14 protein-coding genes, 1 tRNA gene and 1 riboswitch are annotated in these 13,901 nt (G+C 58.2%); of the genes, 12 read left to right on the top strand and 3 right to left on the bottom strand.

What is annotated here, in order from left to right; genetic code table 11:
- Nucleotides 1-94: 94 nt before the first annotated feature.
- A complete protein-coding gene (locus EC912_RS08695; RefSeq protein ID WP_165973548.1) occupies nt 95-2,491 on the bottom strand; it encodes a DUF3772 domain-containing protein in 2,397 nt (798 codons plus the stop codon).
- Nucleotides 2,492-2,658: 167 nt separating this feature from the next.
- Here EC912_RS08695 and tpiA point away from each other — a divergent pair, with 167 nt between their 5' ends.
- From tpiA to EC912_RS08665, 7 genes are all read left to right on the top strand, one after another.
- On the top strand, nt 2,659-3,408 hold the full coding sequence (gene tpiA, locus EC912_RS08690; protein ID WP_132143009.1) for a triose-phosphate isomerase: 750 nt from the start codon (nt 2,659-2,661) through the stop codon (nt 3,406-3,408).
- Between the two features lie 25 nt (nt 3,409-3,433).
- Nucleotides 3,434-3,874 (top strand): preprotein translocase subunit SecG, encoded by a 441-nt coding sequence (secG, locus tag EC912_RS08685; RefSeq protein ID WP_132143007.1) that lies wholly within the window; start codon nt 3,434-3,436, stop codon nt 3,872-3,874.
- A 20-nt stretch (nt 3,875-3,894) separates the two neighbouring features.
- Nucleotides 3,895-3,979 (top strand) — tRNA-Leu (locus EC912_RS08680).
- A 455-nt stretch (nt 3,980-4,434) separates the two neighbouring features.
- The gene (locus EC912_RS19385; protein WP_165973547.1) at nt 4,435-4,590 is read left to right on the top strand and encodes a hypothetical protein; all 156 of its coding nucleotides are present in this window, start codon (nt 4,435-4,437) and stop codon (nt 4,588-4,590) included.
- A 2-nt stretch (nt 4,591-4,592) separates the two neighbouring features.
- Complete coding sequence (locus EC912_RS08675) at nt 4,593-5,609, top strand: hypothetical protein (RefSeq protein WP_132143005.1); 1,017 nt, start codon at nt 4,593-4,595, stop codon at nt 5,607-5,609.
- 151 nt (nt 5,610-5,760) lie between these two features.
- A complete protein-coding gene (locus tag EC912_RS08670; RefSeq protein WP_165973546.1) occupies nt 5,761-6,102 on the top strand; it encodes a hypothetical protein in 342 nt (113 codons plus the stop codon).
- Between the two features lie 186 nt (nt 6,103-6,288).
- A complete protein-coding gene (locus tag EC912_RS08665) occupies nt 6,289-6,978 on the top strand; it encodes an outer membrane beta-barrel protein (protein ID WP_132143000.1) in 690 nt (229 codons plus the stop codon).
- 61 nt (nt 6,979-7,039) lie between these two features.
- Here the strand turns inward: EC912_RS08665 and EC912_RS08660 are convergent, their stop codons facing one another.
- Nucleotides 7,040-7,612 (bottom strand): hypothetical protein, encoded by a 573-nt coding sequence (locus EC912_RS08660; RefSeq protein WP_132142998.1) that lies wholly within the window; start codon nt 7,610-7,612, stop codon nt 7,040-7,042.
- Nucleotides 7,613-8,072: 460 nt separating this feature from the next.
- Nucleotides 8,073-8,387: a hypothetical protein gene (locus EC912_RS08655; RefSeq protein ID WP_132142996.1), complete on the bottom strand. Its 315-nt coding sequence runs from the start codon at nt 8,385-8,387 to the stop codon at nt 8,073-8,075.
- A gap of 202 nt (nt 8,388-8,589) precedes the next feature.
- Nucleotides 8,590-8,666: riboswitch (S-adenosyl-L-homocysteine riboswitch) on the top strand.
- Between the two features lie 14 nt (nt 8,667-8,680).
- On the opposite strand from EC912_RS08655, the gene EC912_RS08650 reads away from it, so the two are divergent.
- The 5 genes from EC912_RS08650 to EC912_RS08630 all read left to right on the top strand — a co-directional run bounded on the left by EC912_RS08650 (nt 8,681) and on the right by EC912_RS08630 (nt 13,830).
- Nucleotides 8,681-9,550, top strand: a complete 870-nt coding sequence (locus tag EC912_RS08650) for an ATP-grasp domain-containing protein (RefSeq protein ID WP_132142994.1) — start codon at nt 8,681-8,683, stop codon at nt 9,548-9,550.
- Between the two features lie 68 nt (nt 9,551-9,618).
- Entirely contained in the window at nt 9,619-11,043 is a 1,425-nt protein-coding gene (locus tag EC912_RS08645) for a hypothetical protein (protein ID WP_132142992.1), read from the top strand.
- 298 nt (nt 11,044-11,341) lie between these two features.
- On the top strand, nt 11,342-11,566 hold the full coding sequence (locus EC912_RS19380) for a hypothetical protein (protein ID WP_165973545.1): 225 nt from the start codon (nt 11,342-11,344) through the stop codon (nt 11,564-11,566).
- Between the two features lie 50 nt (nt 11,567-11,616).
- On the top strand, nt 11,617-12,024 hold the full coding sequence (locus EC912_RS08635; protein ID WP_132142988.1) for a Rap1a/Tai family immunity protein: 408 nt from the start codon (nt 11,617-11,619) through the stop codon (nt 12,022-12,024).
- 204 nt (nt 12,025-12,228) lie between these two features.
- Nucleotides 12,229-13,830: an MFS transporter gene (locus tag EC912_RS08630; RefSeq protein WP_132142986.1), complete on the top strand. Its 1,602-nt coding sequence runs from the start codon at nt 12,229-12,231 to the stop codon at nt 13,828-13,830.
- Nucleotides 13,831-13,901: the final 71 nt, after the last annotated feature.

Here is a 13,901-nt window from a genome sequence, read left to right as displayed (position 1 = left end):
ACGCGTACCGGCCGTTTTTCTTATTGCGGCGATCGTTAACTACCCGCACTCAGGGATCACGCTCAAGCGCGCTCCTGCAGACGCGTTCGTACGATCAGGTTGGCGGCGCATCCGTACTCGACACAGGTGTGCCGGACGCATTCGGCCCCGGCACGTCGCTACCCGTACTGCGCAGTACCAGATCCTGCGGGCGCAGCAACGGAATATCCGCTCCACGCAATCGCGCGAGCACATCGAACAAAAGATCGCTGCGCACGTTGCCGACGTCGCGCGGACTGCCGACGTACGCGGTAGCGACGAACATCATCGCGGTGCGATCCACGCTGTCCAGTTGCACGGTGGGCGGGGGCGTCGCCTGCACGGCGGGATGCGCTTTCATCGATTCCAGCATGATGGTGCGTGCGGCGGACGCATCGGTGTCCAGCGGCATCGGCAGCTTGATCTGCACGCGGCCCTGCGGATTGGCCATCGTCATGTTGCGCACGGGCTTCGTGATGAACGAGGAGTTTGGCACGATCACCGTCGAGCGGTCGCCCATCTGGATTTCGGTGGCGCGAACATTGATGCGGCGGATATCGCCTTCGGCATCGTCGAGGACCACCCAGTCGCCGACCTTCACCGGACGCTCGGCCAGCAGGATCAGGCCCGAAATGAAGTTCTGCACGATCGCCTGGAGACCGAAACCGATACCCACCGACAGGGCACTGGCGACCCATGCGATGTTCTGCACGCTGAGCCCCATGATGAACAGCGCGAACGCGAACACCAGCACGCCGCCGGCATAGCCAAGCAGAGTGGTGAGCGAACTGCGCATGCCTGCATCCAGGCTGGTGCGTGGCAGCCACTGGTGGGCCAGCCAGTTCTTCAGGATGCGGACGGCGAGAAGGCCAAGGAAGAAGATGCCGATAGCACCGAGAATGCGATCGGGCTGGATAGCGAGTCCGTAGAACGTCATTCCCTCGAGCTTGCCGCCCAATGCAATGATGTCCGTTGCACCGGCGCCGAAACCCGTCATCACCGCGCTGACGCCGAACAGGAACAAAGCGAGGCGGGCCACACCCGACAGCAAGACGCCAGCCTGGTCGAGCAGCTTCGGATCCATGCCGAAGGCTGCCTGCGCGCGTGCGCTCATCGGACCCTTTTCCGACAGCAGCGTCTCGAACAGATCGTCCACGAGGCGCATGGCGAGGTACGTCGCGCCGACCACCAGTGTCGTCCAGATGATCTGCCGCGAGATGAAAACGGCGAACGCGATATATCCGCTAAGCATGCCCAGCCACGACGCGACGACGCACAGCGTGGCGGCGGCGATCATGACGCTGGCCCAGATCGGTCGCGGTGTTGGCGGTGTGCCGTCTTCGTGAAGGCGATGCGTGCGGCTCAGGCGGACCAGCGCCATCGTAATGAGCGCGGACAGCACCGCCGCGTGCAGGAAACTGGTGACGACGGTGGCTGCGAGACTGGCGCCGGTCGTGCGGTTGATTTCCTTGATGAACTCGAAGACCACCGCCGCGGTGGCGATGTAGAAAGGAAAACGGCGCAGTTTGTCCGCGGTCTCGTCGCTGAGGGTCGGCAAACGCCACGAAGGCCGTTTCGGCGAAAGCAGCGCCCGACCCAGTCCCGCGACGAAGGCGCCAAGGAAGAACAGGCGGACAAGCCCTTTCGCCAGTCCGTCGACTTCTTCGCTAAGCGTGCCGTTCCAGTTGACACCCTGATAAATGAGCTGCGCACCGAGACCCGTGGTGAACGTCGCAAGAAACGTAATGGCCAGCGCCATCGCCGAACGACGCAACCGGCCGGCGGGCATACGGTCGGTCGTGAGCTTGAAGACGCGGCGTTCCAGATACCAGCGCACGACCGTGATCAACAGCAATCCGAACAGCGTGCAGATGAAGAAGGGCACGCGATTGCCGGGCTGGAAATCGGCAGCGAGGTCGTCGCGCGCCTGGACCGTCAGGTCGCGCAGGTTCGAGTAGTCGCGCGGAAATGCCTGGGCGGTGTCCGACCAGAACGGTTTCGAGAAGGGCGAATTCGTGCGCCGGGAAATCGTTTCCTGAAAACGCGTGCGACGTAGGTCGCTTAGCTGGGAAGCGAGCTGGGTCGCATCGAGCGCGATGGCGTCGGCCTGCTTGACCTGTCCATCCGCCGTGTCGAAGCCTTTCTGGGCATCCTTTCGCTGTGTTGCCAGTTCCGGCGCTTCCTTCGTCGTGCCGGTCGGTGCGGGCCCCAACTGGTCGAGTCTCGCCTTCGCGGCATCGCGGTTGGGTTGCAGTGCGACCGACAGCTTCTGCGCCTGGCCCTGGAGGTCGGTGACCTTGCTGCGCAGATCGTCGATCTGCGCATCGGTCAGATCGGTCGTCTTCGCCGTCTTGATCTGGGTGATCTGGTCGCGCAGATCGTCCAGTTTCTTATTGGTGTCGGCGTCCTGCGCGAAGGCCGCGCCCACGCATGCGAAGAGGATCAGTGTCAGGAGAAATCGTAGGGTTCGCATGGCTCGCATAGTCGGGGGAGGCGGGACGGCGGGTCAACGGAGAGCCGCTTTGTGCGCCATCCGCGGTGAACATCGCGTAAGGTGCCTATCTTATGCGGCATTGCAGCGTTGCTGCGCCCCATTCCTGCGGCTATCCTGCCGCCCCTCTGAAGGGAGAGGAATCCGTCATGCGCAAGAAGCTGGTCGCCGGGAACTGGAAAATGCACGGCTCGCGCGTCATGGCCGAGGAACTGGTCGATGGCATCCTGGCGAATTTGCCTGCCGGCGTCGATGTCGTGGTCTGCCCGCCGAGCGTATATATCGGCGAACTCGTTGCCCGCCATGGCAGCACGGCGCTGGCTTTCGGTGCGCAGGATTGCTGCCCGCATCAGGGGCCGGGCGCCTATACGGGCGATATTTCGGCGGAAATGCTTCGTGACGTCGGCGCGACCTGGGTCATCGTGGGCCATTCCGAGCGTCGCCAGTATCACCAGGAGTCGGACGAACTGGTCGCGCAGAAGTTCGCCGCCGCGCAGGCCGCCGGCCTGACTCCCATCCTGTGCGTGGGCGAAACCCTCGCAGAACACGAGGCCGGTCTTGCGCACGAGGTCATCGAGCGCCAGCTGGCCGCCGTACTGGCCGCCAATGGTGTCGGGGCCTTCTGGAACGCCGTGGTGGCCTACGAGCCGGTCTGGGCCATTGGCACCGGTCTGACGGCCTCACCGGACAAGGCACAGAAAATTCATTCATTCATCCGTAGCCAACTGGCAAAAGAGGATGCTAATATTGCTCGTCTGACCCGGGTGCTTTACGGCGGAAGCGTCAAGCCGGCCAATGCGGCCGAGCTGTTCGCCCAGCCTGATGTAGACGGGGGTTTGATCGGCGGCGCCGCTCTGGCAGCAACCGATTTCCTGGCGATTTGCGCCGCGGCGCGTTAACTGGCGCGACTCGGCGAGAGAAAACATGTTCATCATCTTTAGCGTTTTCTACATTCTGGTTGCCGCTGCGATGATCGTGCTGATTCTCATGCAGCGCGGTGCCGGCGCCGATGCAGGCTCCGGTTTCGGTGGCGGCGCATCCGCAACGGTCTTCGGTGCACGTGGCTCGTCCAGCTTCATGACGCGCGCCACGGGCGTCCTGGCGGCACTGTTCTTCGTGCTCAGCCTCGGCATGGGTATCTACCTCGGTCGCGGCACCGTCGTGCAGCCCACCGCGGATCTTGGCGTCATGTCCGGCCTTGAAACGCCGAAGGCTCCCGCCAACAATACAGCGCCGGCAACGCCCGCCGCGACGGACGTGCCGAAGGCCGCTCCCGCCGCGAACGGAGACGTCCCGCCGGCAGCCCAGGCACCGGCAACGGCGCCCAAGGGTGATGTACCCGCCGCTGACCCGGCGAAGAAGTAACTAGCAACACCAACAGATTTGCCCAGATGGCGGAATTGGTAGACGCACTACCTTGAGGTGGTAGCGACTTAGGTCGTGGGGGTTCGAGTCCCCCTTTGGGCACCAATGCAAAACAAAAAAACCCGCCTATGGCGGGTTTTTTTGTGGGTGCGATTTCGAATTGAATCTGATGCCGATATTCGGCGAATAGTTTGTAGGGAAAAGACTACATACGTTGAGTCTTTGCTGCGTTAACTTCTGAACCGCGGGGCTGCTCTACGGAGCTTTTTTCAGAGGTATCGCAAGTATTCGTTTCCGCGGCGTGGCGTTTGCGCACCCCCTCGGCCCTGCGCTCCCGACACTCGTGCGCATCGATGCATGCGGAACCATCTCGTATCTCCTCAGGGGAAAATTCAGATGAAGAAATCGTTCCAGAGCTTGGCACCCGTGGGTTGTGCGATGGGGCCAACGCAGGGCATGGATCAGGTCATGTCGCCAAGCTCACCGCGTATGGCAGCGCGTCCTTGTTCACGGTCGAGAGCCATCCATCGCTGGCGCCGTGCGGGCCACAAGGGGCTTTCGTGTTCAATACCGCAACCGTGGAAGGTAAGGCCATGTACACCCTGCTGCTCACAGCTGTGAGTCAGGACCTGACGGTATCCGTCTACGGAAGCAACACCTGCCCGTCTTACTGGTCCGACTCCGAGCTCCTCAACTCGATCACGATCACTCGCTGACAATGGCTGCCGGAGATGCTTCTTTGATACTCAAACGTCTTCTATTTTCTGTCGGACTTCTGCTTCCCGCGATAGCGGGAGCCCAATCGGTTACCAAATACTTCGGCTATTTCTACGGCGACGCGATGTCGGTCCCAGATGTTCCTGATTTCCATGAATTTCAGGATCACGTGAATCTGTATTCGATCATGTACTGGAGTGGAGATAGCACGACCCCGGCCAACAAGGACGGCTCTGAGGTTTGGGTGCTAACCGAGTTGGCAAGGGCCAAGGCGGCCCACGTCCACGCCATTGTCCCGGGCTATCCGTTCGTTCTTAGGCAAGTCCTTAACGAAAAGTGCTTCCACGACGATCCCGATGCGGTACGAGGATGGAACAGTTTCACGCAGAAAATGGTGGACCAAGGATACCTTATTCCCGGTGACCCCGAACGTAGTACTGTCGTCGCGGTTTACCTCATTGATGAACCCAATGGCGATGCCTGCTTGTCGGACGTCAACGGGGCGGCGCATCCAGCCCTCCAGACGGCCTTCGCGGCGATTCGCGGTAACCCGGCAACGGCAACTCTTCCGGTGGCAACGGTTCTGACGCCCGATTTCGCCCAAATCAACCAAGGCATGAAACTCTTCGACTGGGTGGGCTTCGATCATTACGGCGATTCAGATTCTCAGTGGTACGGGCACTTCAATGAAATGAAATCACGTGCTCCCGGGAAAAAGTACATCATCGTTCCTGGTGCGTCTAACAGCTGCCCGAAAGTAAAAAACGAAGATCCAACTCGTTTCCTCAACACGATGAATACGGATCCCGATGTGATCTGGCTGACGCCGTTCAAGTGGCTATCCTCAAAATCGGACGGCTGTATAGGCGTGCGTGATATCCCAGATCGACGCGCCACCTATACGAAGGTGGGGCTAGATATAAAGGCGCGGCAGTGCAGCGTATCGAGAGCAGCAAAATGGTTCTGTGGAAAGGCGCCCAATATCTCTCCCGGAATTGACTATCTGATGGGGAATTAGAATCGATGTTTGCAACGAAGCCCGCATTTGGATATGCAGGCTTCGTTGATTCCGGATAACAGGTTCTCCCCTCGTGATCAGAATTCCGTCGCGACCAGGACTTCTGATGGAACGTAACCTAACCATTGGACACCAACTAGGAAATACCCTCATGAAAAAAAACTTGTTCGGCATGGTCGGTCTTATCGCGATCAGCCTCATCTCTCCGGGTTCCGTCATGGCGGGCACCCAGACAGGCACGGTAGTAATCGTCTACGTTCGTCAAAATGACGGCTTGGTCTTCTTTGCGCTCGATGGCAGTATCGCTAATCGGGCGGCTTGTGCCGTATCCAATAATCTCTGGGTTGTTCCAAACGAAAATACAGATACAGCAAAAAAACAGTACGCAGCACTTCTCGCCGCTCACGCGAGTAACCTGCCGGTTTCGGTCCAGGGTAGCGGCACCTGCACACGTTGGGTTAATAGTGAAGACGCTGATACGATTGCTTTCTGAAGTAATCCGTACTAGTCGCTGTCGGGTCTCTGCCCCGTTAGCCCTCAGTGTCGAAAGTGTTCCTTGTCTATCGGGTGCCGGACTTCGACGTCATCGGGTGCACGCGGAGCGACGTGAAATTAGACTTGAGCGGCCTCGTAGCCACACTGATCAGTCGATCAGTGTGTAGTAGGAGCAGGGAATTTCATGAAGAAGGTTCTTTCTGCCGTAGTGCTGGCATCTGCTCTGTATCTGGCCGCATCCGTCACTTACGCCAACGATGGCGAAGCGTTCGTCGCAGTCAATGCCGGACAAAGTCGATTTGACCCGAATCAACTGCTGGCACCATACCAGTCGGGCTTATTTATCGGATCTCGTTACACCACGTTTGATCGTATCAATCATTCTTTCGGCATTTCTGCTGGTTATCGCTGGACCGTATGGGACACGATTAAGCTTGGCTTCGAGGGCGGCTATGTCGACCTCGGCGAAGGAGCCGGTCGCTACCACCAGAGTCAGTTCCTCGCTATTAATACCGTGGATATCGATCAGAAGCGCAAAGAGAAGGCGAAAGCCCCATTTCTTGGAATAAATGGGCGCTGGACCATTGCCGATAAGTGGTCATTGATGGCACGGGCAGGTATCGCGCGCTATAAGTCGACGTTGACGATTAATACGCAATACTGGTTGAACGGCGTGGATGATGGCTCAACCCATTACACTCAGGAGTGGTCCAAGAATGCCTACTACTACGGCGTAGCCGTTGGATATGACATCACCCCGCATCTCGACGTTGCACTTTCCTTCGACGAGCACGCGCCGAAGGTGCATCTGGATCACCTCACGGAAAAAGTCCATGTTCGCGTATCGGGTATCCGAGCCGAATATCGTTTCTGAGCATCGATGAAGGCTCTACGGCCCACATATCCGTATGTGGGCCTCCATGCGAATCGCGAAGCTAGTCGCCTAGCAGATAGTTTATCGCTGCGATGTTTGACGCCATTCCGCAGAATTGCTTAGCCCCAAGTGAAGAGTTGCATTGCTGTGCCTTGATGCTCAGACCTTCGTTCGTGTAGGTGGAACGCAGCGATGGGATGCCGCGAACTCCCTTGCAAGTCGCCGACACCGAGAACCATGCGAAGGGTGCAAGCCATACCACGTCGGGGTCCGTACTCATGCTCTGCAGGAACCTTGTCGGATTATCGATCGTGACGTCGGGGCAGCCAGTCATTGACCCGGGGACGACGATATATTTCTTCCCCGGCGCATACGACTTGAGGGAGTTCATGGTGTTCGTCCACGTATTGTCGCTGTCGCCGTAATGGTCGAACCCGATCCAGTCCAGGAGTTTTATGCCCTGGCGGATACTGGCGAAGTCGAGTGTCAGGATCGAGACCATGGGCAGTGTGGCGGTTGAAGGCGCTTGCCTGATGGCGGAAACGGCGTTCTGTAAAGCTGGATTCGCAGTTCCTTTTACGTCGGTTAGGCAGCCGGATCCATTCGGTTCATCGACAATATAGGTAGCGACCACGGTGCTTCGATCCGGATCGCCTGGGATCCAATAACCCTGGTCAGACCATCTTCTGAGCGAGGCTTGCCCATCCGCGACTACATCAGAGTCCATCAGCCAGACTTACCGTCGCCTTGAAACTGGAACACAAACGGGGAACGCCGGGACAATTGCGTGGACGTGCGCCGCCCTGGCCTTGGCTAGCTCCTGCAGGACATATTCCTCGGAACCCGTTTTACCTGCGACACTGGAATCGGTGGTCCAGATCATTATCGAGTAGAGGTTGATGTGATCCTGCACTTCCGGAAAGCCCGAGGCCGCCGGAGGACTCGTGTTGTCCCCACCGTAGTATCCGAAGTATTTCGCGCTCTGGGCGGTTGCAATGGTTGGAAGAAGAAGCGCGACGAGAAGTAGAAGGCGTTTGGCTTTTCCAATGTCATTCGCGCGCTATCAACACGTGACGTTGATCGAATTGGGTGGCTCACTGAACTTCGACTTGATTTGCGGTGCAGAAGCCGTCGCTTCCCGTGGTATAGGCGATATGCGACACCTTTCCTCCAGGGGAGCGAGCGGATAGGAGCGTGGCGAGCATTGCTTTCGTTGCCTGGGTTTCAAGGCTGCCGGGATATATGCTGCTGAAAGCGCAACTGCCGGAGAAACCTTCCTTGAACTGCACGTACGCAGAGGTCGACTGCACGCCTACGGCGTTGATTGTCCGGTTGTAGTCATCGGTGGCGGTGGATTGCATGGAGACAAACGCGGTCAGACCGCCGAAAGCTAGTGCGGCAATTTTCATGGATTTCCCCTTGATTGGTTTGATGACCCATTTAGGGCAGGGTCCGGATCGTAGCTATGAGGATGCCGGACTCGTGTAGGTAAATATTTACATATGACGATTCGCTGTCTGCGAAATTGACCAAGGACAGCCAGTTCGGTGAAACTGTCTACGCATAAATATTTATACCAACCTATTACGCGCAAGCTGATCGTTGCGCGGTCGAGCCGAGGGGTGCTGCGACGGATCTGATCCGCCACGCTCGGTTTCGATCTCTTCGGACAAGGGCGCCCTCCATGACTGGATGGTTTTGCATGTCCGCTTCCCGTATTCGTCTTGCCGTCGCCACGTCTGTCATTGTTCCGGATATCCATCAGGACGATAGTCATCTTGTAGCTTCGCTGCGGCGCCTTGGCATCGAGTCCACCGCCTGCGTCTGGAACGACCCCGCTGTGGATTGGGCGGGATTCGACGCCGTGCTGATACGTTCGATCTGGGACTACTTCAAGCACTACGCTGCTTTCAGACAATGGCTGGATCAGCTCCCCGTTCCGACGATCAACAACAAAGACCTGCTGCGCTGGAATAGCGACAAACGCTATTTGCTCGAACTGGCGGAGCAGGGCGTCGACATCATTCCCACGCAGATCGTATCGGCGAAGGAGTTGCCGCAAACGCTGGCCGCGATGACCGCACAGGAAGTCGTCGTTAAACCGACGATCAGCGGCACGGCCTGGCATACAGCGCGCGGGATGGTTGGCGAAGCAGGGTTCGAACGCGCCATCGCGCAGATGCCGCTGGAATTCGACTATCTGGTACAGCCCTACGTCCCCGAAGTTGTCAGCGATGGCGAATGGTCATTGCTATTTTTCGACGGCGAATACAGTCATGCAGTGATCAAGCGACCGGCCGCCGGCGACTATCGCGTGCAGTCCGACTTCGGAGGTACCTCACAGCTCATCGAACCCGATGCGATCCTTATCGCCAGCGCGAAACGTGCCCTTGCGGCGGCCGCAACGATCGGCCATGCCGACGTCGTCTATGCGCGCGTGGACGGGGTGGTTGCCCAAGGTAGTTTCCTGCTGATGGAGTTGGAAATGATCGAACCCTTTCTGCATCTCGAGGCTTGCCCTGAGGCTGCGGAGCGATTTGCAGGCAATCTATGGAAGCGATTGATGGGGTGACTCCGGCTGTTTCATCCATCGTGTGGAGGCCGATGCTTTTCTCGATAATCCATCTACGTAGAGACACCATGGACGCAAGCATCAATCGATGGTCAGTGTCCGGCGATAGCCGGGCGAAACGAATTTGCGGTTTTGCCCTGATCTGCGCGCTATGGTTTTTCTTCGCCGATGCACAGGCGCAATCGCACCCGGAGGCAACCCGGATCAGCATCCATTCGTACTGGGCCGGATTTAGTCCGTGTACACCACGGAAAACCGAGCTCACGATCGAGCGGAAGGGTGCCGCGTACCATTTAAGCGGCACAGTCAGTTCCGAGTGCCATGGCAGACCGGATTTGACAGAAGTACTGCCGGTACGAATTGTCCCCGTCGCACAAATCGAACGACTGGTGACTGCCATGAAAGCGGCGCCACAACCCCTGGTCGAACTTCGGGCCATAGGCCTGTCCGATCAGAGGGTCCAGAAGGCGATCGACCGTATTCTGACGGCCCCCGATACGGTTGAGGCTCTGTCCAGTACTCAAGTCAAGACAGATGTCCTGCGAGATTCGTTGCGTCAACCTGGCCCTCTGGCCCGAATGATGACGAAAGGCTTCGATGCAACTCACTCCGACGACTATCCATACATTGCTGTGGAGGCCGTGCTTTCGGATGGTTCAACGCTTTCCGCTCATAGCGTTTCGCAGCAGTATCTGATGCTTCCATGGAAAAACGGGGCGGGGCAGGTTACCTATGCCACCGATATGGCACGAGCCACCCTCGCGTTGCTTCCCTCACAAGCAACCAACAGGCAGCGTCTGAATGCCAGGCTCGAAGATCTGGATACGCTCGTCGAGATGGGGCTCAGCGAACCTCTCATGCGTCTCGGCGTTGAAGCCATGGCAGGGAAGGCCCTGAAGACGCTCGAAGCTACTTTTAAAATCCGCAACGCGGCGATGGTGATGCCCATCGAGCAGGAGGATCCGCAGATGGATGCCGACCTCCAGTTGCCCGATAGTCCCGCCAATTTTTCCCTCACCACGCGTCTTTCACTCGTGGGAGACACACTCGCTCATGGCGATGAGGATATTGCACGTATAGCCGCACAACTGAAGGTGGTGCAGGCAGCCCCTGCCATGGTGGCTCGAATGAAATCAGCCCCGTCCACGGTTTTTCGTATGAGCGACGACTTCGGATCGGCGGTACTCAAGACCCGAACCGCCGCACAGTTCGTCCAGCAGATGCAGGCGATGCATAAATTGCCCGAGTTGGAGACAAATCCAGAAGTCATGCAAGGGGCTGTCATGGTCGAGGAAGGCAAAGCTCCCATCTACTGGATGGTGCTGGCGGACCACCGCGCCGTGCTATGGAAACAGTACAGTTCGGCGCCAGCTACGCCGGGCACCATGAGCTGCTCCGCCATACCGATGGGCGATGACGATGCTTTGGGGACGGCAATATGGGATCTGTGTCAGGGGAAAGTCTATGGCGCCGACGGAAAGGAATTCCACTGAAGCGGCATTACTTTAAAAAACTGGATCAACGGAGGGGCGCGTGAGAATCCGGACGGTATTGTTATGTCTTGCATGCGCTTGTGCATCGTTGTCGGCTCATGGTGGACCGAATGCCGCCACGCATAGCGCGAAGGCCAGCACGGAGAAGTGCGCTGTTCTCGTCAAATCCGCGGGATCGAAAACGGTCGACGCCACGTTCTTCCCATCGCTCCATGTTCTATCGGTTACCTCTGTAAGGGCACCATTCGTTTTGCCACCAGATGCCCCTGAAGGGGTAGTTGCCGTGCAGTGCAGTCGAGTGTCGATCCTCCCTCAGTCGGGCGATTCTCGAGTGCTGGCTGCTGGCTATGTTCTCTTCATCGTATCTGGCGAACGAGTCTCCATTCTGGAAGTCGCCGATGGCCGTCTTCAGTTCAGGATGATCGAGGGCTCGATGACGCAAGAAGAGCAGTCGAATGTCTTGGGGTTTCTCAACGATGAGCAGAAGTACCTGGATCGGCCCGAGCCCGCTGGACCGAAGTAGGTGCATCAACAATAACTCACGGGTACTTGCCAATAGTGAAAGTCATAGTCATGACGATTGCGATGGTTCTCGGCATAGCGGGATGCTCGCATTTGCCGCACACCCATGGAAATAACCGCCCCATGATTGATGGCCCCACGGGGCACGACCTCGTGAGCAGCTGCACATATGCCGTGCGCTTCAATGAAGACGAGGCGACGGTGCAAAAGGATAACTACATGGACGCCATGTATTGCATGGGTGTCATGGATGGCTTGACCGATGCCAACGAGGCTGTTCGACGTGAAGATCCGAAGCGCGCATTCTTTTGTTTGCCCAATGAGGGAATAAAAACCTGGCTCGTGGCGAAGGTCATCGTCGATTTCTCGAAGTCACGGCCTGATCTTCTGACGCTCCAGGAAATCCAGTATGCAATCCTGGCTCTTGCATCAGCCTATCCATGTACGACCAGGGGTTAGTCAGCCGACCGATGGCGAGCATGCGCGGTCTCGCCCATGTCGCTAGACCCCAGATGGGCAGCGGAAAGCATAGAGATATGCAGCGTGTCGGGGCAGCTCGTGTTCGAGTCCGATGGTAGCGAAGTATGGACAGAGTACTAGTCCACGAATGCGTTCTCGCGTGGCAGGAGTAAGCTTCGGCAAGGTCGATATCTCGTGGACGTCATGAGCCAGATCGGAAAGCCTCCCTGCGACGACGGTGCGATTTTTCACGGCGACGTGTCGTTGCCTTGCTCCGTGTCGTCGCGCCGCTGGACGCTTGTCGCGGCGGTGCTCGGGTCGGGCCTGGCATTCATCGATGGCACGGTCGTCAATGTGGCCCTTCCATCCATTCAACAGGACCTTGGTGCTACCACGTCCGATGCGCAATGGGTCATCGAGTCATACGCGCTGTTCCTGGCATCGCTGCTATTGGTGGGAGGCGTGCTTGGCGATCGTTTCGGGCGTCGGCGCATCTTCATGATCGGGATTGCGCTGTTCGCACTTTCCTCGATCGGATGCTCCTTGTCCGTTGGCGTCGGTCAGCTGATCGCTGCGCGGGCAGTGCAAGGTATCGGCGCAGCCCTGCTCGTGCCCGGAAGTCTGGCACTCATCAGTGCCACGTTCCCTCAGTCGGAGCGTGGCGCCGCCATCGGTACGTGGTCCGCTTTCAGTGGCATTACGGCCGCTATCGGACCGGTGATTGGCGGCTTTCTCGTCGAGCACTATTCGTGGATCTGGGCCTTTCTGATAAACGTGCCCATAGGTATCGTGCTGCTGCTGATCTGTATGGCGAAAGTACCCGAAAGCCGGGGCTCGGGCGGTCGCAGCCCGATCGACGCGATGGGGGCCTGCCTCGCAACCATCGGGCTGGCAGGTGTGGTGTTCGCGCTTATCGAGGCACCGAGCCGGGGATGGCTGGCAGCACCCGTCTGGATGGCTGCCTGCATCGGCATCGTTGCGCTTGTCCTGTTCGTCTGGGTGGAGGGCCGTAGTGCCGCACCTATGTTGCCGCTGTCGCTCTTTCGCGAACGCAATTTCGCAGGGGCCAATCTCCTGACCTTATTGCTATATGCCGCGCTAGGGGGAAGCCTGTTCTTCCTCCCGCTCAATCTGATCCAGGTTCAGGGTTACGGTGCCACGTTCGCGGGGGCTGCCCTGCTTCCGTTCATAGCGATCATGTTCTTCCTGTCCCGTTGGGCAGGAACCCTGGTGGACGTATTTGGCCCAAGGCTCCCGCTGGTCGTGGGTCCCATCGTGGCGGCGTTTGGGTTCGGCTTGCTCGCCGTACCGTCCGTCGGCAGCAAATACTGGACGACATTTTTTCCGGCGATTTGCGTTCTCGGTTTTGGTATGACCGTTACGATAGCGCCGCTGACTACCACGGTCATGAATGCCCTTGGACCGGGACTGGCGGGTACCGCCTCCGGTATCAATAACGCCGTTTCCCGCGCCGCCGGATTGCTGGCGATCGCGATTTTCGGCATCGTTCTGACGTGGGCGTTCAATGCCAGGTTAAGTCATGAACTCGCATCCGTAAGCGTGCCGAAGGAGCTCGTGTCGTCCGTCATAACACAGCGTCAAAAACTGGCTGGCATCGTTATCCCTGGTGGATATCCGGCTTCGGCCACTTCCACGATGAGGCATGCGATTGACGTATCGTTCGTCTCGGGGTTCCGATGGGTCATGCTGGCTTCCGCCGCGCTTGCGCTGCTTAGTGCGATCAGCGCGTGGATTCTTATCGCGGAGCGTTCGGGAAGATCCGTGGATGAACATCCGGGTGACTAGGGCGCGTGTTACCGGAGCAACGAATTTTTACAGGGACGGATAAAGGAGAATATGTTTCGCATCGTCCTTCC

This window comes from Luteibacter rhizovicinus (assembly GCF_004342265.1).
Lineage (GTDB): Bacteria > Pseudomonadota > Gammaproteobacteria > Xanthomonadales > Rhodanobacteraceae > Luteibacter > Luteibacter rhizovicinus_B.
Note: the sequence above shows the minus strand (reverse complement) of the source record. Positions and strands in the feature narration are given on the sequence as shown.